This is a genomic window from Streptomyces sp. NBC_00691, assembly GCF_036226665.1.
In the GTDB taxonomy this organism is placed as follows: Bacteria; Actinomycetota; Actinomycetes; order Streptomycetales; family Streptomycetaceae; genus Streptomyces.
The window spans coordinates 1,214,365-1,239,875 of record NZ_CP109007.1 but is presented as its reverse complement, the minus strand read 5'-3'; the positions used below and the strand labels follow the sequence as shown (position 1 = coordinate 1,239,875).

The window sequence follows — 25,511 nt, the reverse complement described above, 5'->3', positions numbered from 1 at the left end:
CCATGGGGAACCCGCACGACGACGACCCGTACCTGTGGCTCGAGGACGTCTCCGGAGAGGCCGCGCTGGCCTGGGTGGCCGAGCGGAACGCCGAGACGGCGGGAGCGGTGACCGAGGGCGACGGGTTCGGAGTCCTGAAGACCCGGCTGCGGCAGGTGCTCGACGCCTCTGACCGGATCCCGTACACCGTGCGGCGCGGTGACCACCTGTACAACTTCTGGCGGGACGCGAACCACCTGCGCGGAGTGTGGCGGCGGACGACCCTGGAGCAGTACCGCCGGGACGACCCCGAGTGGGAGGTGCTCCTCGACGTCGACGCGCTCGCCGCCGCCGAGGGCGAGAAGTGGGTCTGGGACGGGGCGCGGGTGCGCCGCCCGGAGCACGACCGGGCCCTGGTGCGGCTCTCCCGCGACGGCGGGGACGCCGTCGTCGTCCGTGAATTCGACCTCGGCACAAAGGAGTTCGTCGAGGACGGATTCCGGCTGCCCGAGGCGAAGACCCGGATCGGATGGGCCGACGACGACACCCTCCTCGTCGGTACCGATCTGGGCCCGGGCTCGCTCACCGACTCCGGCTATCCGCGGACCGTCCGCCGATGGCGGCGCGGCACACCCGTGGAGGACTCCACCCTCGTCTACGAGGCCGACCCGGCGGACGTGGCCGCCTGGGGCTACCGGGACAGCACGCCCGGGTTCGAGCGCGAGTTCGTCGGCCGCTCCCTGGACTTCTTCCACAGCGAGACGTACCTCCTGCGGCCCGACGGCACCCGGGTACGGATCGACGTGCCCGACGACGCGAGCGTCTACGCCCATCGCCGGTATCTGATCGTCACCCTCAAGTCCGCGTGGCTCGGGCAGCCGACGGGCTCGCTGCTCGCCTTCGACTTCGACGCCTTCCTCGCCGGCGACCGGACACCCGAGGTGCTGTTCACGCCCGATCCCCGTTCCGCCCTCGCCGGACACAGATGGACCCGCAACCACCTCCTCCTGGAGACCATGCGGGACGTCAGCACCCACATCGAGGTCCTCACCCCCGCCCGCGACGGCGGCGGCTGGACGCGCGAGCCCCTCGTCGGCGTCCCCGCCCTGTCCGCCGTCAGCGTCGTCGACACCGACCCCGACGTGTCCGACGAGTACTTCCTCGACGTGTCCGGGTTCCTTCAGCCGTCCACCCTCCACCACGGGCGGATCGGCGCCGGCTCGGAGCCCCTCAAACAGGCCCCGCACCACTTCGACCCCACCGGCCTCACCGTGGACCAGCACTTCGCGACCTCCCGGGACGGCACCCGCGTCCCGTACTTCGTCGTCGGCCCCGACCGCACCACCGCGCCCGGCCCCGGTCCCACCCTGCTCTACGGCTACGGCGGCTTCGAGGTCTCCCTCACCCCCTTCTACGGCGGGGTCACCGGCCGGGCCTGGCTGGAACGCGGCGGCACCTACGTCATCGCGAACATCCGAGGCGGCGGCGAGTACGGCCCCGACTGGCACCAGGCCGCGCTCGGCGCCGAACGGCCCCGGGCCTTCGAGGACTTCGCCGCCGTCGCCGAGGACCTCGTCACCCGGGGCATCACCACCCCGGCCATGCTGGGGGCCAAGGGCGGCAGCAACGGCGGGCTCCTCATGGGCGCCATGCTCACCCGCCACCCCGAGCTCTTCGGCGCGATCGTCGCCCAGGTGCCGCTCCTCGACATGACCCGCTTCCACCGACTCCTCGCCGGCGCGTCCTGGATCGCCGAGTACGGCGACCCCGACGACGAGGCCGACCGCCCCCACCTGCTCGACCTCTCCCCGTACCACCGGCTCGAAGCGGACCGGGACTACCCGCCGGTCCTCCTGATGACCTCGACACGCGACGACCGCGTCCACCCCGGGCACGCCCGGAAGACGGCGGCCCGGCTCCGGGAACTCGGCCACCGGGTCCTCTTCCACGAGAACACCGGCGGCGGGCACGCGGGCGCGGGCGACAACGAACAGGCCGCCCACAACAGCGCGCTCGTCCACACCTATCTGTGGCAGCAGCTCACGGGAGCGGGAGGGAAGGCGCCCACCATCCCCGGACCGCTCACAGCCACCCCGACCGCTGCGCCTGCAGCGCCATCTGGAACCGGCTCGTAGCGCCGAGCCGGGCCATCAGGACCTGCACGCGGCGGAAGAGCGTACGACGGCTCACACCGATCTCCCGGGCGATCACCTCGTCGCTCGCACCGGCCGCGAGCAGCCGGAGGAGACGCCGGTCGGCGGGCAGCAGTCCCGCCGGCCGGGCCGAACGGCCGTGGAACGGCAGCGCGTTCTGCCAAGCCTGCTCGAACAGCGCCACGAGCGCGGAGAGCAGGCCGCACGGCTGCACGACCAGCATCGTGTTGTACACGTCCGTCTCCTTGATCGACAGGGCGACCAGGGCGTACGCGTCGTCGATGAGCACCAGCTTGACCGGCACCGACGGCAGCACCCGCGCCTGCTCACCGGCCTCGATGCACGGCTCGATCGAGTGCTCCAACCGCCCGGGATGTTCGAGGGACTCCCGGGAGTAGACGACCCGCTGGGTCACCCCCCGCGCGAGCGTGGCCAGCGCGTCGTCCGTGGCGCCGACCAGAGGGAAGTACGGCGGCGAGTCGAACTGCCGGATCTGGTGCCGGGCGCTCGTCCACGCCTGACGCATCCGGAGCCCGATGGCGTCACCGGTCACGACCTCCACCAGCGGGTCGTGGTACCCGGCGAGCCGATGCCGCCGGAACGACTCGAACGCGCCCCCCACGGTGATCCTGGACGCGTCCAGCTCGGCCGCCCGGCGCCGCCCGAGGATCTCCAGACCCGCGGTGGGCGGCACCGGCGCCACGACGTCGGAACCCTCCTCCGCGGTGCTCGCCAGACCGCAGTCGACCAGCTCGCGGTACGCCTCCGCCAGCGCCTCCTTCCCGAGTCCGGCCTCGGCGCCGATCGCACGCAGCGGCGCCGGCCCGCACTCCAGGAGCGTCCGGTAGACCCGGGCGCCCTCCTCTCCGATGCCCAGAAGCCGGAGTGCCTCGCTGAGTCTCTCGTTCGCCATGGACCGATTATCGGCGTCGTCGGTTCGAGGCCGTCGGTCCGCGCCGCTCGTGAGCGCCGGGCGCCGACGGACGCACGGCGCCGGACGCTGTCCGGTTGGCCGATCCGTGCCACTGGCGGTCTTCGGCAACCGGCGCCCGCGTCGCGGAGTACCTTCCGGACGTCGCCGGCCCACGGCGGTCGAGGAAACACATCCGGAAGAAGGTGCAGGACGTGGCGAAGGGTCGCAAGAACGGCCTCTACGAAGGCGTCTCCGAGGAGCTCTCCACCCTGATGAGGTCGGGGTGGGCGGACACCGAGCGGCACGGGCTGGCGCCCGACGAGCAGGCCCCGTACGCGGCCCGCCGCCGCGCCGCGCTCTCCGCGCTCTTCCCCGGCGAGCGCCTCGTGATCCCCTCCGGCAACCTCAAGACCCGCTCCAACGACGACACGTACCCCTTCCGTCCGTACACGGGATACGTGCACATGACGGGCGACCAGGCGCGCGACGGCGCCCTCGTGCTCGAACCCCGCGCGGACGGCGGCCACGACGCCTACTGCTACCAGCTGCCCCGCGACAGCCGCGACAACGACGAGTTCTGGATCGGCTACACGGCCGAGCTCTGGATGGGCCGGCGCCGCTCGCTCGCCGAGGCCGAGGTCGTTCTCGGGCTGCCCTGCCGCGACGTCCGGACCGCCGTCGACGACCTGGCCGCCGCTACCGGCGCGCCCACCCGGATCGTCCGCGGCGTCGACCCCGCCCTCGAAGCCGCGGTCACCACGGACGAGGAGCGCGACGAGGAGCTGGAATCGGCGCTCTCCGGACTCCGGCTCGTCAAGGACGCCTGGGAGATCGGCGAGATGCGCAAGGCGGTCGACTCGACCGTCCGCGGGTTCACCGACTGCGTCGGCGAGCTGTCGAGGGCCGTCGCCTCCTCCGAACGGTGGATCGAGGGCACCTTCTTCCGCCGGGCGCGCCTGGAGGGCAACGCCGTCGGATACGGCTCCATCTGCGCCGCCGGCGAGCACGCCACGATCATGCACTGGACGGAGAACGACGGCCCGGTCAGGCCCGGTGAGCTGCTCCTGCTCGACGCCGGCGTGGAGACCCGCTCCCTCTACACGGCCGACGTCACCCGCACGCTGCCGATCAGCGGCACGTTCTCGCCGGTCCAGCGGCAGGTGTACGACGCGGTGTACGAGGCGCAGGAGGCCGGCATGGCCACGGTCAAGCCGGGGGCCCCGTACCGGGACTTCCATGAGGCGTCCCAGCGGCACCTGGCGGCGCGGCTGGTCGAGTGGGGCTTCATCGAGGGCCCCGTCGACCGCGCGTACGCCCTGGGTCTCCAGCGTCGCTTCACGATGGCCGGCACCGGGCACATGCTCGGCCTGGACGTCCACGACTGCGCGCAGGCCCGCACGGAGGAGTACGTCGACGGCGTCCTCGAACCGGGCATGGTGCTCACGGTCGAGCCCGGGCTGTACTTCCAGCCCGACGACCTGACCGTGCCGGAGGAGTGGCGGGGTATCGGCGTCCGGATCGAGGACGACCTGGTCGTCACCGACGACGGCCACGAGAACCTGTCGGCGGGCCTCCCGCGCTCCTCGGCCGAGGTCGAGTCCTGGATGGCCCGCTTCGCCGGCTGACGCGGCGGCACGGCCCGGCGGTGCGGCCCGGGGGACGGGAGTCCGCGGGGCTACAGTCGGCGACCGGAGTTCGCCCCCGGTGCTGTCCGGCCGGGCGAGGGCGTCGGTGGTGAGCGGCACCGGAGGAGACCCCCGTGAGACGTGTGACCGCAGGGACCGTGGCGGGGCTTGTCGTGGCCGTAACGGGGCTGGGCGCCGCCGGCTGGGCGCCCGGCTCGTCGGCCGCCGCGCGCGAGAGGGTCCCGGAACGCGTCGTCCGGACGGCGGGTGAACCCGCGGACGGGGTCCTGTGCGAGACCTCCGTCCCGTACACGGCGGGCGTCGGCGGGTACGCGTCCTACCGCATCCCGGCTGTCGTACGGACCCCGGCCGGGACCCTGCTGGCCTTCGCCGAGGGGCGGGTCGGCGGCGCCGGGGACAGCGGTGACATCGACCTCGTGGTGCGGCGGTCGGAGGACGGCGGGTGCACCTGGGGGCCGACGCGTGTGGCCGCCGCCGGGCACGGCGACACCCGCGGCAACCCCGCACCCGTCGTCGACCCGCGCTCCGGCGAGGTGGTCCTGCTGAGCTCGTACAACGGCGGCGGGGCCACCGAGGCGCAGATCCTGGGCGGCGAGGTCCCCGCGGCGCGGAGCCGGCGGGTGTTCGTCCAGCGGAGCGGCGACGACGGGTGGACGTTCTCGGCGCCGCGGGAGATCACGGAGACGGTCAAGCGCCCCGAGTGGCGCTGGTACGCCACGGGCCCCGGCCATGCCGTCGCCCTGACCCGCCCTCCCTACGCCGGCCGGCTCGTCGTCCCCGCCAACCACTCGGCCGCGCCCCCCGAAGGTTCGGGCGACACCGGCCGCGAGCCCCGGTACTACGGGGCGCACGCGCTCTACAGCGACGACGGCGGCCGGTCCTGGCGGGTGGGCTTCGTGGACGACACGTACGACGGCGTGGTCAACGCCAACGAGTCGACGGCAGCCGAACTTCCCGACGGCAGGCTGTACTTCAGTGCACGCGACCAGCTCGGCACCAGCCTCGGCAACCGTGCCGGCGCCCTCGCCGTCCGGGGCGGGACGCGACTGCTGAGGCCCTTCGCGCCCCAACCCGGCCTGGACGGCGTCCCCGTGGTCCAGGGCAGTGTGCTGTACGTGGCCGAAGCCGGCGGCAGCCTGGTGCTCTCGGCCCCGTCGGTCCCGACCGCCCGCGCCGAGCCGGCCCTCTGGAGCAGCGAGGACGGCGGTCGCACCTTCGCGAGGAGGCTGACCGTGTCCGTGCGGAAGGCGGCGTACTCGGACCTCGTGCGGGTGGACGCGGCGACGATCGGACTCCTCCACGAGACCGGCACCGGGAGCGCGTACGAGACGGTGGAGTTCCGCCGCGTCCCGCTGTCCGCGGTGACGGGCCCTGGGGAGCGTCCTGTCGATCATGTGCGGGAGGCGGCAGGGGTTCGAGGGGTGAGGAGGCAGGGGCGGGGGAGTGCGGGTGGCCCCTGGACGTCTCCCGGGGGATGCGGTTAGCTGCACTTGCACCTAATCAACAAGTTGCATATGGAGCCGTCATGCATCCGTTCCGTGCCGCCGTCGAGAACCGGGACCACGCCGCCATCGAGGACCTGCTCGCCGAGGACGTGGTCTTCACCAGCCCGGTGGCCTTCCGCCCCTACCCCGGCAAGGCCATCACCGCCGCGATCCTGCGCGGGGTCATGCGCGTCTTCACCGACTTCACGTACGTCCGCGAGATCGGGAGCGACGACGGCCGGGACCACGCCCTCGTCTTCACCGCGAAGGTCGGCGACATGGAGATCAACGGCTGCGACTTCCTCCACTTCGACGAGGAGGGAAGGATCGACGACTTCATGGTCATGGTCCGGCCGCTCTCCGCCGCGCAGGCGCTCTCCGCCGCCATGGGCGCCCAGTTCGACCGCATCAAGGCCGAGGCCTTCGCCGGGGCGGACACGGGACCGTCCGCCGAGGGCGAGCGGTGAGCGGCGCGGACTACGACGCCGTCGTCGTCGGCGCGGGCAACGCCGGGCTCACCGCCGCCGCCACCCTCCAGCGCGCCGGCGCCCGCACGCTGCTCGTCGAGCGCCACAGCGTGCCCGGCGGCTGCGCGACCTCCTTCCGCCGGGGGCGGTTCGAGTTCGAGGTGGCGCTGCACCAGCTTTCCGGCATCGGCGCGGAGGGGCAGGCGTTCACGCTGCGGCCCCTCTTCGACGACCTGGGCATCGGCGACCGGCTGACCTGGGTCAGGGAACCCGACCTCTACCGCACGGTCGTGCCCGGCTCCTTCGACGTGACCCTCCCGGCCGACTGGCAGGGCGCGACCGCGACGCTGGAGGCGCACTTCCCCGGCAACCGCGCCCGCGTGGAACGGTTCTTCGCCCTCGTGCGGGACCTCACCTTCTGGCAGATCGCCGCGATGCGCGGCACTCCCGCCGACCAGGTGGACGAGCTCCTCTTCCGGCACGGACTGCGGCCCGCGCGGGACGTCCTCGACGAGCACTTCGAGGACGAGCGCCTCAAGGCGGTCCTCGCCTCCTACTGGGGCTACCTCGGCCAGCCCCCGTCCCGGCTGCCCTTCCAGGACCTGGCGCTGGTCCTCTTCGCGTACCTGGAGTTCAAACCCTGGCACCTCCGCGGCGGTTCGCAGGCCATGTCCGGCGCGATCCTCGACGCGTTCCTGGCGGCCGGCGGCGAGGTGCGGTTCCACACCGCCGTCGACGCGATCCTGACGCGCGGCGGCAAGGTCGTCGGCGTCCGCCTCGACGACGGCCAGGAGGTGAGCGCGGCCGACGTCGTCTCCAACGCCTCCCTGCCCCTCACCTACGGCATGCTCGACGGCCTCGAAGTCCCCGGCGCCGTCCGCGCCGACCTCGCCTCCCGCCGGATCGGCGTCTCCGGCTTCGTCCTGCACATGGGCCTCGACGCCACCCCGGCGGAGCTCGGCTTCACCACGAGCACCACCTTCGTCAACACCGATCTGGACGCCGACCGCACGTCCGCCTCCTGGCGCACCCGCGAACCGGCCCGGGGCATCTGCGTCACCTCGTACGACGTCGAGCCGATCGGCTTCGCGCCCCGCGGGGCCACCCACGTCAGCCTCATGACCCTCCAGTACGGCTCCGCCTGGGACGGCGTCGAACCGGCCGCGTACGCCCGGGAGAAGTTCGCCTACGCCGAGACACTGCTCGACCTCGTCGAGGCCGTGACCCCCGGCATCCGGGGCGTCATCGAGGAGGTGGACGTCGCCACCCCCCTCACCATGAGCCGCTACCTGGGCCACCCCGGCGGGGCGATCTACGGCTACGAGCAGGACGCCACCGAGAGCTGGCAGTTCCGCGACAGCGAACTCCGCCCGCACGTGCCGGGCCTCCACCTCGCCGGATCCTGGTCCGGCATGGGCGGCTTCCAGCCCACCCTCGAAGCGGGCGCGCGCGTGGCCCGGCGCCTGCTGCGGTCCAAGGCCGCCTGAACAGACCCGGGAGACACCTGTGACGCCTCATGACCTCACCGCGCGTTTCGCCGGCGCGGACCGTATCCGCGACGAGATCGCGGGCCGCCCCGCCGACACCGTCGACCACGCCGCGCGGACCCGCCGCACCGTCGACACGTACCACCCGCGCCGGCTCGACCTCCGGGTCGACCGCGTCGTCTACGAGACGCCGAGCACCCGCACCTTCCGGCTTCGCCGCCCCGACGGCACCGATCTGCCGCCCTTCCTCGCCGGGCAGTACGTCGGCGTGTTCGCGGACGGCACGAACCGCCCGTACGCCCTCTCCTCCAGCCCGGCCGACCTGAGCCACTACGACCTGACCGTGCGCCGCGTGCCCGGCGGGCGGATCAGCAACCATCTGCTCGACACCCTCGCCACCGGTCACACCCTGACGACCACCGGCCCCCAGGGCACCTTCCACCACAACCCCCTCTTCCACGGCGAGGACGTCGTCTTCCTCGCGGGCGGCTCCGGCGTCGCACCCGCGATGAGCATGGTCCGGGAGATCGCCGACCGGGGCCTCGACCGGCGCTTCCACCTTCTCTACGGCTCCCGGTCCCTCGACGACATCCTGTTCCGCGCGGAACTCGACGCGCTCGCCGACGACCACCCCGGCATCCGCGTCCACCACGTCCTCCAGGAACCGGACCCGCGGTGGCCGGGTCCCACCGGACTGCTGACCGCCGCACGCGTCACCGAGCTCGCCGGGTCCCTCGCCGGGCGGATGGTGTACGTGTGCGGGCCCCAGGCGCTCTACCCGTACGCCCTCGGCCAGCTCACCGAGGGGCTCGGACACCCGCGCCGCCGGATCCGCTTCGAGGCCAACGGCGCCCCCGCCGATCCCACCCGGCAGCCGCACTGGCCGACCGGCGCCGACCCGGCGGAGCGGGTCACGGTCGCCACCCGCGCCACGGCCTTCCGCACCCCGCGGGGCCGCCCCCTCCTGGACGCCCTGGAGGACGCCGGCATCCGCCCCGAGTCCGCCTGCCGCTCCGGCGAGTGCGGCCTGTGCCGGGTCCGCGTGCTCAAGGGCGAGGTCCACCACGCGGAGGAGGCCCGGCTCCGGCTCTCCGACCCGGACTCGGGGTACGCGCACGCGTGCGTCGCGTATCCCCTGACGGACGTGGAACTGGACGTATGAGAGGAAGCGGCGACCGGAGGGCGTGGTCGTACGTACACACATCGGTCGTCCGTACGAGGGGCAATGGCTCGAACATTCACCGATTCAGGTGACAGCGGCCGAGGCGAAACGTCCCTCCCGGAAGGGGGGCGTCCACGCTCGAAGCGACACATGGAGCCACCCTGTGGAGCGCCCGATGCAGCTGATCCCCCGTCATGACCCCTACCTGGCCGTCCGCTCGGCCGGCGGCGTCACGATCGCCGCCCTCCGGGGTGAACTCGACCTCGTCCTCGTACGGCACCTGCGGCCCGAGCTCGACGCCCTCGTGCGCGAGTCCGACGCCCTGACCGTCGACATCCGGCGCCTCACCTTCTGCGACGCCACCGGGCTCGGCCTCCTCGCCCACTGCGCCCGCTGCACCCGGCAGCGCGGCGCACGCTGGCGGCTCGTCTGCGACCAGCCGTGGATCCTCCGGCTCATCCGGCTCACGGAACTCGACGACGTCCTGCGCCCGGAGAGGGAGCCGGACGCGGAATCGGCGGGGGACCCGGAGGGTGAGTTCCCGGAAGGGTGGGACGCGGTGCCGTCGGGCGCGCCGCCGGACGGGGTAGCCCCTCACTGGGACCCGGCGGGCCCCCCGCGGTCGGAACCCGGGGTGACAAGACCCGTCTCGTAGGCGGCGATCACGGCCTGCGCCCGGTCGCGCAGCCGCAGCTTCGACAGGATCCGCGCGACATGCGTCTTCACCGTCGCCTCGCTCAGGCGGAACCGCTCGGCCAGCTCGGCGTTGCTGTGGCCGCGGGCCAAGGCCTCCAGCACCTCCAGCTCTCGCGGGGTCAGCGTGGCGAGTTCGCGGTGCGGAGCGGCGGACCGCCCACCGGCCGTCGCGAAGCGCTCGACCAGACGACGGGTGATCGACGGCGCGAGCAGCGCGTCCCCGGACCGGACGAGCCGTACCGCCGCCGTCAGATGCTCGGGGGTCACGTCCTTGAGCAGGAAGCCGCTCGCCCCCGCGCCGAGCGCCGCGTACACGTACTGGTCGAGGTCGTAGGTGGTGAGGACGACGATCCTGGGCGGCGCCGGTACGCGGGGCCCGCCCGCCGTCCCGGCCCCGTCCGCGAGAATGCGGCGCGTGGCCTCCAGACCGTCGGTGCCGGGCATCCGGATGTCCATCAGCACCACGTCCGGCCGGGTCCGCCGCACGACGGCCACCGCCGCGTCCCCGTCGCCGGCCTCCCCGACCACGTCGACGCCGTCGGCGGCGAGGATCATCCGGAAACCGGTCCGCACCAGGGCCTGGTCGTCGACGATCACCACCCGCGGCGCGTCGGTCGTACGCGGAGCGTCGGTCACGGAGCCTCCCACGGAATCACCGCCCGGATCCGGTACCCGCCGTCCGGGACCGGACCCGCCCGCAGCGTACCGCCGTAGACCGCCAGCCGTTCCCGCAGTCCGAGCAGGCCGTGCCCGCCCGTGGGGAACGGCGACCGCCTCCCGGGACCACGGTCCCGGGAGGCGCCGCCGCGCGGAGCGCCCGTGTCGGAGACCTCCACACGGAGCCGCTCCGGTTCGTACGCCACGGTGACCGAGACCCGCGCGCCCGGCGCGTGCTTCACGACGTTCGTCAGCGCCTCCTGCACCACCCGGTAGGCGGCGAGGTCCACACCGGCCGTCAGCGCGACGCGCTCGCCCGCCACCGCCAGCTCCACGGGCACCCCCGAAGCCCGCACCCGCTCCGTCAGTTCCGTCAGCCGCTCCAGGCCCGGCTGCGGGGCGAGGTCCACGTCGACGGCCGGGTCGTCGCCGTCCGCCGCCATCGTGAGCAGCCCCATCACGTGCCGCAGCTCCGACATCGCCGTCCGCCCCGCCGCCTCCACCGCGAGCATCGCCTCGCGGGCCAGGTCGGGGGAGGTGGCGAGGACCGTGCGCGCCGCACCGGCCTGGATCGTCATCATGCTGACGTTGTGGGTGACCACGTCATGCAGCTCCCGCGCGATCCGGGACCGCTCCGCCTCCACGGCGCGCCGCAGCTCGGAGTCCCGCTCGGCGCGCAGCGCCCGCTCCCGCTGTCGCCACAGATGGACGCCGTGCGAGGCGAGGGCGACCGGCAGCAGGACGAGGACCGGGACGAGACCGCTGTCCACGTCCGGAACCAGCGGGAAGACGGCGTACAGCGCCACGCCCGCCGCGAGGGAGACCGCCACGGCCCTGCGGTGCGGGCTGTACATCGCCGCGCTGTACGCCGCGACCAGACCCGAGGCGAACGTGACCGTCGTCGCGTCCGCGGCGACCTCGCCGAGGTGCAGCAGCACCGCGGCCGCCGTCACCACCCAGTAGACGGCGAGCGGGAAGCGCCGGCGCAGCACCAGCGGCAACGCCGTCAGCGTGGCCGCCATCAGCTCCCAGGCCTCCACCGGCGGCAGCACGTGCTCCACGGCCGACGGGGGATACGGCCAAGCGTCGAGGACCGGAGGAGGCCCCGCCGGTGCCGGAAGCCCGGGCGGGAAGGGCAGCGGAAACGGCGCGCCGTCGAGCTCCGGCCGGACCTCCACGTACGAGCGGTTCAGATCACCGGCGATCGTGGCGACCACCAGCGCCAGGGCGAGCAGCCCGTCGGCCACCCCCGCCCAGCGCGACATCGGGGGCGGCGCGCCCAGGGTCCGGGGCCCGCGCATGCGGTCGACGAGTTCTTCGTACCTGCTCACCGCTGCAGTGTGCCAACGGCCCGCCACCGGCGGATCAACCCGTGGGACCAGGACGCCGCTCCGGAGGAGTACATCGCGCGGATGACGCGCGCGTGCCTCCACCGCGGACGGTACGGATCTTCGCCACCAGGGCCGACGCGTGCGCGGCGGTGCCCCTCCTAGCGTCGGGACACACCCCGCCGCATCCCTCGTCCCCGAGGGGAGCCGAACCCTGGAGGGCCCGTGTCCGCATCCGATCCCCTGATCGAACTGAGCGATGTCGGGAGGACGTACGAGGACGGCCGTGCCGCGCTCTCGGAGCTGACGCTGCACGTGGGGCGCGGCGAGGCGCTCGCCGTCCTCGGCCCCTCCGGCAGCGGCAAGTCGACCCTGCTCAACCTCCTCGCCGGCCTCGACCGGCCCACCACCGGTCGGGTGACGGTGGACGGGCTGCGCGTCGACCGGATGAACGAGACCGCCTCCGCCGGCTACCGGCGCGACCGGATCGGGATGGTGTTCCAGTTCTTCAACCTCCTGGACGACCTCACCGTCACCGACAACGTGCTGCTCCCGGCCCAGCTGGCCGGGATGCCGCGGGCCCGCGCGGCGGCGCGGGCCGCCGAACTCCTGGACCGGCTCGGTGTCGCCCGCCACGCGCGCGTGCATCCGGGTCGCCTCTCCGGCGGCGAACGGCAACGCGTCGCCGTCGCACGGGCCCTGATGAACCGGCCGCCGCTGCTCCTCGCCGACGAACCGACCGGGGCACTGGACTCCGCGTCCGGGGCGGACGTCCGCGACCTCCTCCGGGAGTTGAACGCCGAGGGACAGACCATCGTGCTCGTGACCCACGACCTGGCGCTCGCCGAGGCCTGCGCGACCCGCACGCTCGAACTCGTCGACGGCCGCGTCGCCCGGGACGTCCTGGCGGCGACCCGATGAGCGATGACCCGATGAGCGGCGACCGGACGAACGGCGACCCGATGAGCGAGGGCGGCGCGAAGCGCGGCCGTGGCCCGGGAGGAAGCGCGCCGCGCGGCGGCACCGGGGGCAGGCCGTCCGACGGGACCTCGGGCGAGCCGTCCGGTGGGTTCCCCGGCCGGTCGTCCGGTGGTGCTCTCGGCCGGGTCGTGCGCGCGGGGGTCGCGCGGCGGCGTACCCAGACCGCGGTGATGGTGCTGACCGCGCTGCTGACCGTCGCCTCGGCCGTCCTGGCGGTCGGTCTCCTCGTCGCCTCGGGCGCCCCGTTCGACCGGGCCTTCGCCCAGCAGCGCGGGGCGCATCTCACCGTGCGGTTCGACGGGTCGGCGGGGAGCGACCCCGACCGGCTCGCCGCGACGGCGCACGCGCCCGGAGTCGCCGCGGCCGCCGGGCCGTTCGCCCTCGTCTCCGTACGACTCCGTACGGACGGCGCCACGCCGCCCGGGTTCGAGCCACCGCCGCTGACGATGGTCGGCCGGGCGTCCGCCGCCGGGCGCGTGGACGCGGTGACCCTGGTGACGGGCCGGTGGGCGGCGGCTCCCGGCGAGGTCGTCCTGGAACGGAGGTCCCGCCCGCCGGGCGCCGGCGTGGGGACACGCCTGACCGCCGGGAACGTCGCCCTCACCGTGGTCGGCGTCGCCGGGTCCGCGGGGGAGAGCGCCGACGCCTGGGTCGTACCGTCACAGCTCACAGCGCTCGCGGGGGAGCGGCCCGCCGCGTTCCAGATGCTCTACCGGCTCACCGCCGCCGACACGCGCGCGCAGGTCGCGGCGGGCCGCGACGCGATCGCCGCCGCCGCCCCGGCGGGTGCGGTCGTCGGCACCCGGTCCTTCCTCGACGTCCGTGAGACAGCCCAGGAGAACACCGCGGCCTTCGTGCCCTTCGTGACCGCCTTCGCCCTCCTCGGACTCGCGATGTCGGTCCTCGTGATCGGCATCGTGGTGAGCGGCGCCGTGGGCGCCGCGACCCGCCGGATCGGCATCCTGAAGGCCCTCGGCCTCACCCCGCTGCAGATCGGACGGGTGTACGTGGCGCAGGCCCTGATCCCGTGCTCCGTGGGGGCGCTCCTCGGCGTCGCCCTCGGCAACGCGCTCGCCGTACCCCTCATGGCGGAGGTGGCGGAGGCCTACGACACGACCGCCGTCCTCATCCCGCTCTGGGTGGACGTGACGGTCCCCGCGGCCGCCCTCGCGGTGGTGGCCGGAGCCGCCTTCGGCCCCGCGCTGCGTGCCGCCCGGATGCCCACCGCCGCGGTGCTCCGGCTGGGCGCGGCCGCCGGGGACGGGCGGGGGAGCCGCGTCCGGGTGTCCGCCGTCCGCGGCCTGATCGGACGGTTGCCGCTGCCCCGCCCCGTGACCCTGGGCCTTGCCGCGCCCTTCGCACGCCCGGCGCGAACGGCGGGCACGGCCGCCGCGGTGGCCTTCGGGGCCCTCGCGGTGACGTTCGCGGTGGGACTCGGGAGCACGCTGGTCGCGGTGAAGACCGACGGGGATCCGGACAAGGGCGGCGACGTCACCGTCCGCACGGTGGCACGGCCGGACGACCCGCCGCCGGGGCAGCCGGGCGCCGGGGACGGTGGAGCGGGCGTGCCCCTGCCGGGCAAGCCCGCCGACCCGGCGGCCGTGGCGGCGGCGATCGCCGCGCTCCCGGGGGCCGACTCCGTGTACCGGACGGCCCGGACCCAGGTGGAGGTGGCGGGACTCAAGGGCGGCGCGCCGCTCGTCGCGTACGAGGGGAACACCGCCGGCAGCCCCCACACGATGGTCTCCGGCCGCTGGTTCGAGGCCGCGGGCGAGGCGGTCGCCCCGACCCGCTTCCTCCGGGCCACGGGGGTAAGCGTGGGGGACACGGTCACCCTGTCCGAGCAGCGGCGCACCGTCCGGGTACGGATCGTGGGGGAGGTCTTCGACCTGGGCGGAGACGGCATGACCCTGCGCAGCACCGCCGCGTCCGTGGCCGCGCTGCGCCCCCCGTACCTGCCGGCGGATTTCGCCGTCACCCTCGCACCGGGAGCGGACGCCGCCGGCTACGCCGAGCGGCTCGACGCCGTCGTCTCCCCCCTCGGCGCGGAGGCGGCGGTCACGGAGGCGGGCAGGTCGAGCGTCATCCGCGCCATGCAGGCGCTGATCGTGATGCTCACGCTGATGCTCGTCGTCGTCGCCTGCCTCGGAGTGCTCACCACGGTCGTTCTCGACACCCGCGACCGCGTCCGGGACCTGGGTGTGTACAAGGCCCTCGGGATGACCCCGCGGCAGACCGTCACGCAGGTCCTCGCCTCCGTCGGCGCCATCGGCCTGGTGGCGGGCGCGGTCGGCGTGCCGCTCGGCGTGGCACTCCACCGCCAGGTCATGCCGGCCATGGGCCGGGCGGTCGGCACCACGATCCCGGCCGCGGACATCGACGTCTACGGCGCACCCCTGCTGGTGCTCCTCGCGGCCGCCGGCGTGGTCATCGCGACGGCCGGCGCTCTGCTCCCGGCGGGCTGGGCGGCCGGGGCGGCGACGGCGCGGGCCCTGCGGGCGGAGTAGGGCCGCGGAGGGAGGGGGCGGGGCGGGGCCCGCGCGATACCGTCGGACGTATGTCTGACGTCCGGTTGACCACGCCCTCCTTCCTCGTGCTGGGCATCATCGACAAGTTGGGCGAGGCCAGCCCGTACGACGTGAAGGGCGAGGCCGCGCGGACCGTGGCGCCGTTCTGGTCCATGCCGCACGCGCAGGTGTACGCCCAGTGCGACCGGCTCCTGGAGGCGGGGCTGCTCTCGGAGGTCAGGCAGTCCGGCGGCCGGAACCGTCGCCTGATGAAGCTCACCGACGCGGGCACGGAGGCGCTCCGCGGCTGGCTGGCCGACCCCGCCTTCGTCCCGGTCGAGGCGCGCGAACGAGGCATCCTCAAGCTGTGGTTCGGGGCGAGTCCGCGCGTCCACGCCCCGGTGCAGATCGAGGAGCACCGGCGGACCCTCGACGAGTACGAGGAACTCGCGGGCGAAGTCGGCGAGTCGCTGACGCGCGGACAGCGCGAGGCCCTGGAGTTCGGCATCCGGTACGAGCGGATGATGGTCGATTTCTGGCACTGGGTCGAGAGCCGCGAATCCTGATTCTCCTTCTCCGAGTCCTGATTCCTGTTACTGACCGGTTGACCCCGGCGGTGCCCCGCCCTACCTTCCTCCATAGTCCAGAAAGGACTATCGCGGCCGACGGGTGCCGTGGACGGTGGACGGGGGATGCGCCGTGGGACGTACGACGAGCACGGACACGAGCACGGGCTCGGTGACCGGCGAGGGCAGCCGTCAGGATCCGGGGGCGCCCACCGTCATCGGCACCGGCGCGGGTCGCGGCATCAGGTGGGGGCGGGTGTCCGCCCTCGCCGTGACGGTGGTGTGCCTCGTGTACGCGCCGATCGCCATGACCGAACTCTGGCCGTACGCCACGCCCGGAGCGCCCGCCATCGGCGAGTGGCTCCTCGGCCGGTCCGTCTCCGCGGAGTTCGTGGCCGACGCCGTCCGCGACCGGATGGGGCCGTACACCCGCAGCCTGATCCCGCTGATCGTCCACTCGGTCCTGGGCGGCCTCCTGATGCTGCTCGGTCCGGTGCAGCTGCTCTCCGCGGTTCGCCGCCGCATCCGGCTGCACCGCGTCCTCGGAACCGTCTTCGCCGTCACGGTGTACGTGTCGATGGCCGGCGCCGCGCTCTACCTCCTGCGCACCCCGCCGGCGGAGGCGTTCAGCGGGGCCGCGTTCTGGATCGTCCTCGCGACGATCCTGGTGGGCACGGTCGGCAGCGTGACCTTCGGAGTCCTCGCCGCCGTGCGCGGCTTCCCCGACCTGCACCAGCGCTGGCTGCTGCTCTGCTACGGCTTCCTGATGACCGCTCCGCTGCTGCGGATCGAATGGGGCGTCCTGCCCGCGCTGTACCCCGGCCTCTCCCTCCAGGACGTCAACCGTGTCGCGATCATGCACCTCGGGGCCCTCGTCGCCTTCGGCGCGCTCCTGGCCTCCCGTGCCCTCGACCGCCGGACCGAGGTTCCCGGCCTGACCGGCACCTGGGTCCCGGCCCCGGTCCTCGTCGCCGCCCACGTCCTGGGCGCCGCGGGCCTGGGCTGGACCACGGGCGCCCTGCTGGACCAGGGGGCGCAGGGACGGCGGCTGTTCCTCGCGTACCTCGTCCCGTACGTGCTGACCTACGCCGTCGTCGCGGTCCGCGCGCGGCGCGCCCGCGAGCGGGGGGCGGTCTGGGCGCGCGAGGAGTGGCGGCTGCACCTGGCGGCCCAGTGCCTGGCGCCCGCGTTCTCGGCGGCGACCGTGCCCGTACTGGAGCGGACCATGGGCCTGGACCGGATCACCTCCCTCATCGCGGGAGTCGGCGTCGGAGCCGGAATGCTGTCGTACGCGGCGGTCGCGTTGGTGAGTCTGCGGATCCTGCACGGACGCGAAGTCCTCGCACGGCAGCGGGAGTTCATCGGAGCGGACGGGAGCAACTGATGGCCGGCACGAAGGAGTTGTCGCCCGGCGTCGTCGTCCTGAGCGCCGTCGTGGGCGGCATCAGCCTCACCACCGGCGCTCTGCTGACCGTGACCAGCCTGTTCGGGTACGCGGCGGGCGCCTGGGTCTCGCCCGAGGCGCTGAGCCCCGGGCTCATCGGAGCGGCGATGGCCGGAGTGGCCCCGGCGCTGTTCACGATCGGACGGGCGCGCCTCTGGGAGGACGTGCGGAGTCTGGTGCTGCCGCTGGTGATCGTGCTGGCCGGCCTGTTCACGGTGAGCCTGCTGAACGGCGGCTCCCTCCAGGTCGTCGAGGGCGGCCCGCTGTTCCTCGCCCTCTTCAGCCTCGGCTGGGTCGCCACGCTGGGACTGCTCGCCCTCGGCGCGGCGGGCTGTCTCGTCGCGCAGTACCGGAGGCCGGCGGGACGCGTGGGCACGGCGCCGCGGCAGCCGGCCGTTCCACTGCCCGGCTGGTCGAAGCCGCCGCTCGCCGTCGTCGGTTCGGGATGGCTCGGCATCGGCGCGGGGCTGATCACCTTCCCCGGCTTCTGGGGCTCGCTCGTGCCGTGGACGGTGAACCGCGCGGACGCGCAGGGCCTCGGCGTGTGGGCGCTCGCGCTGGGCGTGGGCGTCCTCGGCGCGCTGGCCGAGGACGACCTGACCCGCATCCGCCCGGCGCTGCGGGCCGTCCCGCTGATCGCGCTCGCCACGGCGGTCGTCCTCGCGGTCCACTTCCGGTCGGTCGACTGGGTCTCGGGCCCGGGCGTCTCACTCCTCGCGCTCGTCGTCGGCCTCTTCGCGACGGGAGCCTCGGGCCACTGGCTGCTCTCCCGGGCCGACCGCGGCGACTCCGCCGCTCCCGAGACCGCGCGTGCTGCCGTGCCCGAGATCGATACCCAGGGAGGTGCCGTGCCCGAGACCGGAGCCGGCTGAGGGCGATCCGCCGCGGCCCGCCCGCGGGGCGGCCGTCGACCTGCTCCGGGCGCCGTCGTCCGGAACGTGTGCAAGGGATGCGCCGGGTGTTCGGACGGCGGGGACATGTGCCCGGGCGACTGCCCTTCCAGACCTGGCGACAGGGGATGCGGCAGGGTGTTGTGGGCCTGTCACTTCGCTGAAAGGTGCTTCAGTTGGTACAGCATGAACGCCGCTCCGATCAGGCGGCCGCCGCCCCGGCCCCCGGCCCCCGGAAGCCCGAGCCGGTGGATGCCGCCGGCCTCCAGGCGCTTCAGCGGATCGCGGGCAACACCGCCGTTCTGCGGACGCTCCAGCGCTCCGGTCACCCTTATGCCCAGCCTTCCGTCCAGCGCGAGGACCGAGCGCGGGAACAACACGTCCACGGCGCGGGCTGCGGCCACCAGGAGACCTCCCCCGGCCGGCCCGCCGTGCAGCGTTCCGCCGTCCACGAGGTCCTCGCCGGAAGCGGCCGCCCCATGGACGCCCCGCTCCGCGAGGAGATGGAAGCCCGCCTCGGCGCCGACTTCTCCGACGTCCGCATCCACGACGACAGCGCCGCCCGCGCATCCGCCGCCGAAGTCGGCGCTCGCGCTTACACCAGCGGCAGCAACGTGGTCATCGGCGACGGCGGAGGAGACAAACACACCCTCGCCCACGAACTCACCCATGTCGTCCAGCAGCGCCAGGGCCCCGTCTCCGGAACCGACAACGGCAGCGGCCTCAGCATCTCCGACCCCGGCGACCGGTTCGAACGCGAAGCCGAAGCCAATGCGACGAGAGTCATGGCAGGTGGCCCCTCGGCGGTGCGGTCGACCGGGGACTCACCGGAAGCCTCGGCCTCATCGATTCAGCGAGCAGGCGGAAAAGGCGGGAAGAAGAGCAAAGCAGCCGAACGGACCCCCGCCGTCACCACTCCCTCCGTGAAGACGATCAAATTCCCCGACGAGCAGCCGCAGGTGATCGGCGAGACATACGACTCGCGAGAGGCGTCACTGGGAGTGCACAAGGTGGGCGATCACGTCTACAAGATATTCGGCGGAGGCTCCCCGATTAAACCCCCGCCGGGATACACCAAGGCAGTGAAGGCTCTGGAAGAATTCAGAAAGCAGGGCCTGGGCGACCAGATTGCCGGTGCCCAGGCGGCGGGGCGCCTCACCTACTCCGCAGGCGGGCAGGACAAACTCGGCTGGGCCGTCAGAATGGACTTCGTCACCGGAACGCGCTGGCAGATCGGAAAGCCGGGAGGGGACACGATCTTCAAGAACGAGATCCGGAATCTCGGACCGGCCCAGCTTCAGGAGATCAGGGAGAGTCTCGTGAAGGCCAAGAAGGCCAAGGTCAACGACCTTCAGGGGGTCATAAGCGGTGGAGTCATGCACTTCCTGGATCTCCACGTCGGAGGAAGCGGACTGCAGGCGGACTTCGCCGTGGAATACGTAGATCTCAGAATTGCGGAACTGGCCCAGGAGTAGTCCGCATGTCGCGCGAGACGGGACGCCGCCTTGCGCGCCGCGCCCGCCTGCTCGCGGCGCCCGACCGCCCGACCGCCGGCCCGCCCGACCGCCGGCCCGCCCAGCCTCGGGCCGGGCGGGCGGCGAACGGCGGCTAGGGCCTGTCGTCAAACTCCCGTCGTCGCCCGGAGGGCGGCCCCGCGGCGTCTGGTGCGTGCTCTCGGTGTGCCGGGAGGAAGCCCTCGTACTGGACGTACTCGGGCTTTCGCCCGGTGCGGCGAGAGTACGTGCCAGGCGTCGCGGGGCAGACGGGAGTTTGACGACAGGCCCTAGGGTGCGCCGGGGAGCCGGACCGTGACGAGGAGGCCGCCGCCGGGCCTGGGGGTGAGGTCGAGGGAGCCGTCGTGGGCGCGGACGACGCTCTGCACGATGGCCAGCCCGAGCCCCACGCCGGCGTGTTCGTCGGTGCGTACGCGGTCCGCTCCCCGCCGGAACGCCTCGGTCAGGGTCGGTACCAGTTCCGGGGGGAGCGGAGGGCCCGTGTTCTCCACCCGCAGCACGCTCGCGGCGCCGCCCGTCCCGGTACGGACGGACTCGGTGCGGACCGTCTCGGTGTGGACCGTCACCGTTCCGCCGGTGGGGACGTTGTGGACGACCGCGTTCTGGACGAGGTTCGTCACCATCCGCAGCAGGAGCTCCTCGGAGCCGCTGGTCCGGGCAGCGTCGCCGGAGACGGCGAGCGTGATCCGGCGCTGTTCCGCGAGGGGGAGCAGCGTTTCCGCGGCCTCCTCGGCGAGGAGGGAGAGGTCGACGCCCTCGCGGGTGAAGGTGCCGGTGTCGCCGCGGCTGAGCAGGAGCAGGGCCTCGGTGAGATCGATCGCCCGCGTGTTGACCGCCTGCAGTCGTTCGACGAGCTCCTCCCGGTCGAGGGTGGGATCCTTGCGGGCGACGTCGAGGAGCGCCCGCGAGATCGCCAGGGGGGTGCGCAGTTCGTGGGAGGCGTTCGCGGCGAACATCCGCTGTTCGTCGACGTGCGACTCGAGTCTCCGGAGCATCGAGTCGAACGCGTCGGAGAGTTCACGGAACTCGTCCTGGCGGCCCTTCATCCGGATCCGGTGGGACAGCGACCCGTCCCCGGCCCTGCGCGCCGCCTCCCTGATCTGGGTGAGCGGTGCGAGCATCCGGCCGGCGAGGAGCCATCCCCCGACGAGCCCGAACACGAGGAGGAAGCCCATCGCCACGGCGGCCGGCGGGAGGAAGGTCCGGGTCAGGAGATAACGGTTGGGCGAGATCCCCAGCAGGCCCTGCGAGTTGTCGGGGACGTACCGCAGCAGGTAGCCCCACACCACGGCGAGCAGCAGGGCGCCGGCGACGGCGAGGAACCCGGCGTAGCTCAGGGTCAGTTTCAGTCGGGCGCTGAGCCCTCGGCGTCTATCCACGCGTCAGGCCGGGGCGCGTGTCCGGGCCGGTCCCGATGCGGTAGCCGACGCCCGGCACGGTGGCGATGATCCATGGTTCGCCGAGCCGTTTGCGCAGTGCGGACACGGTGATGCGTACGGCGTTGGTGAGGGGGTCGACGTTCTCGTCCCAGGCCCGTTCGAGCAGTTCCTCGGCACTGACGACCCCGCCCTCGGCGGCGACGAGGACTTCGAGGACGGCGAACTGTTTCCGGGTGAGCGCGACGTACCGCCCGTCCCGGAAGACCTCCCGGCGGAAGGGGTCGACCCGCAGGCCCGCGAGCTCGCGGACCGGCGGCCGGGCGTACGCGCGTCTGCGGTCGAGAGCCCGCAGCCGCAGGACGAGCTCCCGCAGTTCGAACGGCTTGGTGAGGTAGTCGTCGGCGCCGAGCTCGAAGCCGGAGGCCTTGTCGTCGATCCGGTCGGCTGCCGTGAGCATGAGGATCGGGATGCCGCTCCCGGAGGCGACGATGCGCCGGGCCACCTCGTCACCGGAGGGGCCGGGGATGTCGCGGTCGAGGACCGCGAGGTCGTAGGAGTGGACGCTGAGCAGCTCCAGGGCGGAGTCGCCGTCCCCGGCGATGTCGGCGGCGATCGCCTCGAGCCGCAGCCCGTCACGGACGGCTTCGGCCAGGTAGGGCTCGTCCTCCACGATCAGTACGCGCATGGCTGAAGCCTAAGCAGCGGACCTCGGCGCCGGCGCACGCGCGGTCGGGGGCGCACCGCACTCACGGTTCAGGCCGCCGACGCCATGGCGGGGCGGGGCCGGTCCGTCGGCGCGTCCGCCGTGGTGCGCCACCAGTGCCGTGAGGCCAGGGCGGCCAGTGCGGCACCGGTGGTGTTGACCAGGACGTCGTCCACGGAGGACACCCGGTCGAGCCGGAACACGTACTGGGCGGTCTCGACGAGGAGGGAACAGGCGGCGCCGAGCGCCGCGACGCGTGGCACGGACGCCAGCGCCCTGAACCGCATCGGGGCGAAGAAGCCCAGCGAGGCGAAGACCAGAAGATTGCCCACGATCCCGAGCGTCCCCATCGTGACCAGGTCCCGCAGCGGCACCAGGCTCACCCGGGCGGGGGCGATGCCGGGCGCCGCGCCCGGCATCAGGGTCAGCCACAGGAACGGCACCGTCCCGTGGACCATGCCCACCTCGGCCAGCGACCTCCGCCACGCGGACGGGACACCGGCGGCCCGCCGCCGGAGCGTCAGGGCCCCCGCCACGAGCAGGGACAGCGGCACCGCGACCAGCGTCATGAGCACCACGCCGTTGAACGTGTCGAAGCAGCCGTGCCACCGCCCGGCCACGCACCGCGGAGCGGACATCATGAGCGGCATGCGCACGACGTACAGCGCACCCGCCGTTGCGAGGACCGCGAGGCCGATGAGCACGATCCTTCGTGTGCGGCGGAGCGACGAGGGCAGGGGTGCGCGGGCTGTCATGCCCTCATTGAAGGGAAAGGCCGGTTCCCAGGGCGTATGGGATTTTCGATACGCCCGCGATACACGGACGCGCGTGGGGGCGGACGGGAGGCGTGGCGGGAGGAGACACGGGCGCACGGGCGCATGGACACCGGCGCCGCGAACCGGCCGCCCTGCGGTCCGAAATCCCCTGGCAGCCGAGGTGGGGCGGGCGGGATCATGGTCGGATGAGCCAGCACGCGGAGACCGCCCCGCCCGCAGGGAACACCTCGACCGTCGTGACCGCCCCGCCCGCCGTGGGCGTCCCGGCCCTCCCGCCCGTGGACGCGCTGATCGTCGTGGACGTGCAGTCGGCCTTCGTCACCGGTGAGGGGGCCGTGCCCGCGGCCGCGCGGCTCGTCGACCGCACGACGGACCTCCTCGCGCGGGCCCGGCGGGACGGCGCGCTCGTCGTGCACCTCCAGAACGACGGACCGCCCGGCGCGGAGGACGAACCGCACACGCCCGGCTGGGAGCTCCACCACGCCGTCGAGTCCGGGCCGCGGGAGTTCGTCATCCGCAAGCCGCAGGACGACGGATTCGCGGAGACCCGGCTCGGCGGCGTGCTCACCGGAGCGGGCGTGCGTGCGGTCGCCGTCTGCGGCGTGATGTCCGAGATGTGTGTGCAGGCGACGGCGCGTACGGCCCTGGCACGCGGCTACCGCGTCGTCGTGCCGCACGACGCCCATGCCACCCAGGACGTCCCGGCGGCGCCCGGGATCAGCGAGGCCGTCCCGGCCGCCACGGTCTCCCGGGTCGCGGCGTACGCCCTGGGGAGCGACGCGGAGGTCACCGTACGAGCCTCCGAGGTCACGTTCACGGCCCCGGCCCGCGACTGACGCTCGGGGGCCGACCGCCCGGGCCGGCCGGGCCGGCCGGGCCGCGGCACGGCCGGGGAGCGGGGCCGGGTGGGTGGCCGCCGTGCCGACCGGGTCAGCCCCGGAAGCCCTCGGGACGCTCGGGGGAGGCCGCGCCCAGCGCCTTCGTCACCGCCTCCACGCCCTCCCGGAGGCCGTAGACCGGAGTGTCGGGCTGCTGGCGCCAGGAGTCGTCGATCCCGCCCGCGTCCACGGAGTCGAAGCCCAGCTGGTCGATGAGGAGCCGTACCTTCTCCTTCGCCCCCGCGTCGTCACCCGCCACGGGCAGGGCGAGGCGCTCCGGGTCGCCCGCCGGGCGCGGCCGGTCGAGGATGTCCTGCGCGTAGGTGCCGTTGAAGGCCTTGATCACCGGGTGGCCGATCCGGAGCTCGGTCCAGCGGCTCTCCGTCAAACCCTCGTCCTCGATCGCGGCGATCCGGCCGTCGCGCTCGCGCGGGTAGTAGTTGCCGGTGTCGATGACGGCGAAGCCGTCCGCCGCGCCGTCGAGGAACCCGGCCGGCAGGTCGGGGACGTTCTTCAGCGGGACGGTCACGACGACGATCTCGGCGCCCCGCGCGGCCTCCGAGGCGGTGACGGCGGTGGCGCCGGTCTCCTCGACGAGCGCCGCGAGGGTCTCCGGGCCGCGGGAGTTGGCCACGGACACGTCGTGACCGAGGGCGGTGAGGCGGCGGGTCAGATTGCCGCCGATGTGGCCGGCGCCGATGATGCCGATCTTCATGGTGCTTCCTTCTGTCCGTTCCGGCTGTCGCTTCGAGCTGTCTGTTGCAGCCGCCTGAACCCGGAGTCTGTTCCCGCTGTCCGGGACCGGGCTCGGGACCGGCCTCGGGACCGGCCTCGGGAACGACCTCTGGAGCGGGCTCGGGAGCGGGCTCCGTGACGCGTGGCGAGAACGAGCTGCGAGGGGTGCGTGGGGCGCCGTCTCAGAGGGTGAAATAAGCAAATAGGGAAATTGCACATTTCTGCAATTCGATACATCCTGGTCAGGCCGTGCCCATGAGTGTCCACCGGGCCGCGGCGACCCGCCCCGCGCACCCGCGCCCCCGGAGGACAGACCGTGCCGGTCCCGCTGCACCAGGCCAAGGCCGAGCTCTTCCGCATGCTGGGCCATCCCGTACGCGTCCGGGTCCTGGAGTTGCTTCAGCACGGGCCGACGCCGGTACGGGAACTGCTCGCGCGGATCGAGATCGAGCCGGCGGCCCTCTCGCAGCAGCTCGCGGTGCTCCGCCGCTTCGGGATCGTGACCGCCACCCGTGAAGGAACCACCGTCGTCTACACGCTCGCCGGCGGCGACGTCACCCAGCTGATGCAGGCCGCACGGAGGATCCTCACCGAGATCTCCGGCCCGCAGTCCTGCCTCCCACCCGTGCTTCCGCAGCCCGTGCTTCCGCAGTGATCGCCGTACGAGAAGGATGACGACGCACATGACCATCGAATGGCGCTACACCGTCCAGCAGGACCTGGGCGTACTGTCCCTGGCCGGGTTCCTCGGAGCCGACGCCGTGGGACGGTTCACCGGGGCCGTGGGGTGGGCCGTGGCGCGGGGCACGGGGCCCGTCGTCCTCGACCTGACCCGGCTGCGGGGCTGGTCCGTCGGCGGTCAGCTCGCCGTCGCGGAGGCGGCGCTGCGGCTGCGGGCCGCCGGCCGCGCCCTCGAACTGGCCGCGATCCCCGCCGACGGCTCCCTCGTCCCGGCGGGCGAAGGCCCCCCGGTGCCGATCCACCGCGACCTCGCCGCGGCGCTCGCCGCGCACCGCGACGCCGGCGAGGAGCAGCGCGCCTGGCGCAGCGACGCCTGGCCGACCACCTGATCCTCCTGCGGGGCCAGTACCGCTCACGTACCGCCCTCGTACGGTCCGTGTGCGGCCCAAGTGCCGGACCGCCCTGGCAGGTTCCGGCCATGATCG

The 25,511-nt window shown here is 73.6% G+C and carries 24 protein-coding genes and 1 pseudogene; 17 read left to right on the top strand and 8 right to left on the bottom strand.

Translation table 11 applies throughout. The annotated features are described in order from the left end of the window. Window positions 1–2: 2 nt before the first annotated feature. On the top strand, window positions 3–2,114 hold the full coding sequence (locus OG392_RS05410; RefSeq protein WP_329276172.1) for a prolyl oligopeptidase family serine peptidase: 2,112 nt from the start codon (window positions 3–5) through the stop codon (window positions 2,112–2,114). On the opposite strand, the gene OG392_RS05405 is transcribed toward OG392_RS05410, so the two are convergent. Beyond that, a complete protein-coding gene (locus OG392_RS05405) occupies window positions 2,062–3,045 on the bottom strand; it encodes a LuxR C-terminal-related transcriptional regulator (protein ID WP_329276170.1) in 984 nt (327 codons plus the stop codon). The genes OG392_RS05410 and OG392_RS05405 overlap by 53 nt on opposite strands. Window positions 3,046–3,257: 212 nt before the next feature. Here OG392_RS05405 and OG392_RS05400 point away from each other — a divergent pair, with 212 nt between their 5' ends. From OG392_RS05400 to OG392_RS05375, 6 genes are all read left to right on the top strand, one after another. After that, on the top strand, window positions 3,258–4,670 hold the full coding sequence (locus OG392_RS05400; protein WP_329276168.1) for an aminopeptidase P family protein: 1,413 nt from the start codon (window positions 3,258–3,260) through the stop codon (window positions 4,668–4,670). 134 nt (window positions 4,671–4,804) lie between these two features. Next, the gene (locus tag OG392_RS05395) at window positions 4,805–6,175 is read left to right on the top strand and encodes a sialidase family protein (RefSeq protein WP_329276167.1); all 1,371 of its coding nucleotides are present in this window, start codon (window positions 4,805–4,807) and stop codon (window positions 6,173–6,175) included. A 41-nt stretch (window positions 6,176–6,216) separates the two neighbouring features. Beyond that, window positions 6,217–6,642 carry a nuclear transport factor 2 family protein gene (locus OG392_RS05390; RefSeq protein WP_329276165.1) on the top strand — a complete coding sequence of 142 codons (426 nt, stop codon included), beginning with the start codon at window positions 6,217–6,219 and terminating at the stop codon, window positions 6,640–6,642. Then, window positions 6,639–8,129 carry a phytoene desaturase family protein gene (locus OG392_RS05385; protein ID WP_329276163.1) on the top strand — a complete coding sequence of 497 codons (1,491 nt, stop codon included), beginning with the start codon at window positions 6,639–6,641 and terminating at the stop codon, window positions 8,127–8,129. The genes OG392_RS05390 and OG392_RS05385 overlap by 4 nt, the downstream gene beginning before the upstream one ends. Before the next feature lie 19 nt (window positions 8,130–8,148). Continuing rightward, window positions 8,149–9,291, top strand: coding sequence for a 2Fe-2S iron-sulfur cluster-binding protein (locus OG392_RS05380; protein WP_329276160.1), 1,143 nt, complete (start codon window positions 8,149–8,151; stop codon window positions 9,289–9,291). A gap of 175 nt (window positions 9,292–9,466) precedes the next feature. Beyond that, window positions 9,467–9,946, top strand: a complete 480-nt coding sequence (locus tag OG392_RS05375) for an STAS domain-containing protein (RefSeq protein WP_329276159.1) — start codon at window positions 9,467–9,469, stop codon at window positions 9,944–9,946. Here OG392_RS05375 and OG392_RS05370 read toward each other — a convergent pair. Together OG392_RS05370 and OG392_RS05365 are read right to left on the bottom strand one after the other, a co-directional pair. Continuing rightward, the gene (locus OG392_RS05370) at window positions 9,886–10,623 is read right to left on the bottom strand and encodes a response regulator transcription factor (protein ID WP_329276156.1); all 738 of its coding nucleotides are present in this window, start codon (window positions 10,621–10,623) and stop codon (window positions 9,886–9,888) included. The two genes, OG392_RS05375 and OG392_RS05370, sit on opposite strands and share 61 nt — an antisense overlap. Beyond that, complete coding sequence (locus tag OG392_RS05365) at window positions 10,620–11,975, bottom strand: sensor histidine kinase (RefSeq protein WP_329276154.1); 1,356 nt, start codon at window positions 11,973–11,975, stop codon at window positions 10,620–10,622. Before OG392_RS05365 ends, OG392_RS05370 begins: the two co-directional genes overlap by 4 nt. 222 nt (window positions 11,976–12,197) lie before the next feature. On the opposite strand from OG392_RS05365, the gene OG392_RS05360 reads away from it, so the two are divergent. From OG392_RS05360 to OG392_RS05340, 5 genes are all read left to right on the top strand, one after another. Next, the gene (locus tag OG392_RS05360; protein WP_329276152.1) at window positions 12,198–12,893 is read left to right on the top strand and encodes an ABC transporter ATP-binding protein; all 696 of its coding nucleotides are present in this window, start codon (window positions 12,198–12,200) and stop codon (window positions 12,891–12,893) included. Then, entirely contained in the window at window positions 12,890–15,460 is a 2,571-nt protein-coding gene (locus OG392_RS05355) for an ABC transporter permease (RefSeq protein ID WP_329276150.1), read from the top strand. The genes OG392_RS05360 and OG392_RS05355 overlap by 4 nt, the downstream gene beginning before the upstream one ends. A gap of 50 nt (window positions 15,461–15,510) precedes the next feature. Further along, window positions 15,511–16,026 (top strand): helix-turn-helix transcriptional regulator, encoded by a 516-nt coding sequence (locus tag OG392_RS05350; RefSeq protein WP_329276149.1) that lies wholly within the window; start codon window positions 15,511–15,513, stop codon window positions 16,024–16,026. 133 nt (window positions 16,027–16,159) lie between these two features. Continuing rightward, window positions 16,160–17,410 (top strand): DUF2306 domain-containing protein, encoded by a 1,251-nt coding sequence (locus tag OG392_RS05345; protein WP_329276147.1) that lies wholly within the window; start codon window positions 16,160–16,162, stop codon window positions 17,408–17,410. Further along, window positions 17,410–18,342 carry a hypothetical protein gene (locus tag OG392_RS05340; protein ID WP_329276145.1) on the top strand — a complete coding sequence of 311 codons (933 nt, stop codon included), beginning with the start codon at window positions 17,410–17,412 and terminating at the stop codon, window positions 18,340–18,342. The genes OG392_RS05345 and OG392_RS05340 overlap by 1 nt, the downstream gene beginning before the upstream one ends. Before the next feature lie 170 nt (window positions 18,343–18,512). On the opposite strand, the gene OG392_RS05335 is transcribed toward OG392_RS05340, so the two are convergent. After that, window positions 18,513–18,764 (bottom strand): hypothetical protein, encoded by a 252-nt coding sequence (locus OG392_RS05335; protein ID WP_329287692.1) that lies wholly within the window; start codon window positions 18,762–18,764, stop codon window positions 18,513–18,515. Here OG392_RS05335 and OG392_RS05330 point away from each other — a divergent pair. Together OG392_RS05330 and OG392_RS05325 are read left to right on the top strand one after the other, a co-directional pair. Then, window positions 18,663–19,160, top strand: a pseudogene (locus OG392_RS05330) (eCIS core domain-containing protein); the annotation flags it as partial. The gene OG392_RS05335 and the pseudogene OG392_RS05330 sit on opposite strands and share 102 nt — an antisense overlap. A gap of 680 nt (window positions 19,161–19,840) precedes the next feature. Further along, window positions 19,841–19,972, top strand: coding sequence for a hypothetical protein (locus OG392_RS05325; RefSeq protein WP_329276143.1), 132 nt, complete (start codon window positions 19,841–19,843; stop codon window positions 19,970–19,972). A gap of 171 nt (window positions 19,973–20,143) precedes the next feature. Here OG392_RS05325 and OG392_RS05320 read toward each other — a convergent pair whose 3' ends face one another. From OG392_RS05320 to OG392_RS05310, 3 genes are all read right to left on the bottom strand, one after another. Next, a complete protein-coding gene (locus OG392_RS05320; RefSeq protein ID WP_329276142.1) occupies window positions 20,144–21,253 on the bottom strand; it encodes a sensor histidine kinase in 1,110 nt (369 codons plus the stop codon). Beyond that, window positions 21,246–21,938, bottom strand: coding sequence for a response regulator transcription factor (locus OG392_RS05315; RefSeq protein WP_329276140.1), 693 nt, complete (start codon window positions 21,936–21,938; stop codon window positions 21,246–21,248). Before OG392_RS05315 ends, OG392_RS05320 begins: the two co-directional genes overlap by 8 nt. A 68-nt stretch (window positions 21,939–22,006) precedes the next feature. Continuing rightward, window positions 22,007–22,711 (bottom strand): VanZ family protein, encoded by a 705-nt coding sequence (locus OG392_RS05310; RefSeq protein ID WP_329276138.1) that lies wholly within the window; start codon window positions 22,709–22,711, stop codon window positions 22,007–22,009. Between the two features lie 206 nt (window positions 22,712–22,917). Here OG392_RS05310 and OG392_RS05305 point away from each other — a divergent pair, with 206 nt between their 5' ends. Then, complete coding sequence (locus tag OG392_RS05305) at window positions 22,918–23,568, top strand: isochorismatase family protein (protein WP_329276136.1); 651 nt, start codon at window positions 22,918–22,920, stop codon at window positions 23,566–23,568. A gap of 94 nt (window positions 23,569–23,662) precedes the next feature. Here the strand turns inward: OG392_RS05305 and OG392_RS05300 are convergent, their stop codons facing one another. After that, complete coding sequence (locus OG392_RS05300; protein WP_329276134.1) at window positions 23,663–24,715, bottom strand: NADPH-dependent F420 reductase; 1,053 nt, start codon at window positions 24,713–24,715, stop codon at window positions 23,663–23,665. Here OG392_RS05300 and OG392_RS05295 point away from each other — a divergent pair. Beyond that, entirely contained in the window at window positions 24,662–25,000 is a 339-nt protein-coding gene (locus tag OG392_RS05295; RefSeq protein WP_329276133.1) for an ArsR/SmtB family transcription factor, read from the top strand. The two genes, OG392_RS05300 and OG392_RS05295, sit on opposite strands and share 54 nt — an antisense overlap. A 28-nt stretch (window positions 25,001–25,028) precedes the next feature. Next, window positions 25,029–25,415: an anti-sigma factor antagonist gene (locus OG392_RS05290; RefSeq protein WP_329276131.1), complete on the top strand. Its 387-nt coding sequence runs from the start codon at window positions 25,029–25,031 to the stop codon at window positions 25,413–25,415. Window positions 25,416–25,511: the final 96 nt, after the last annotated feature.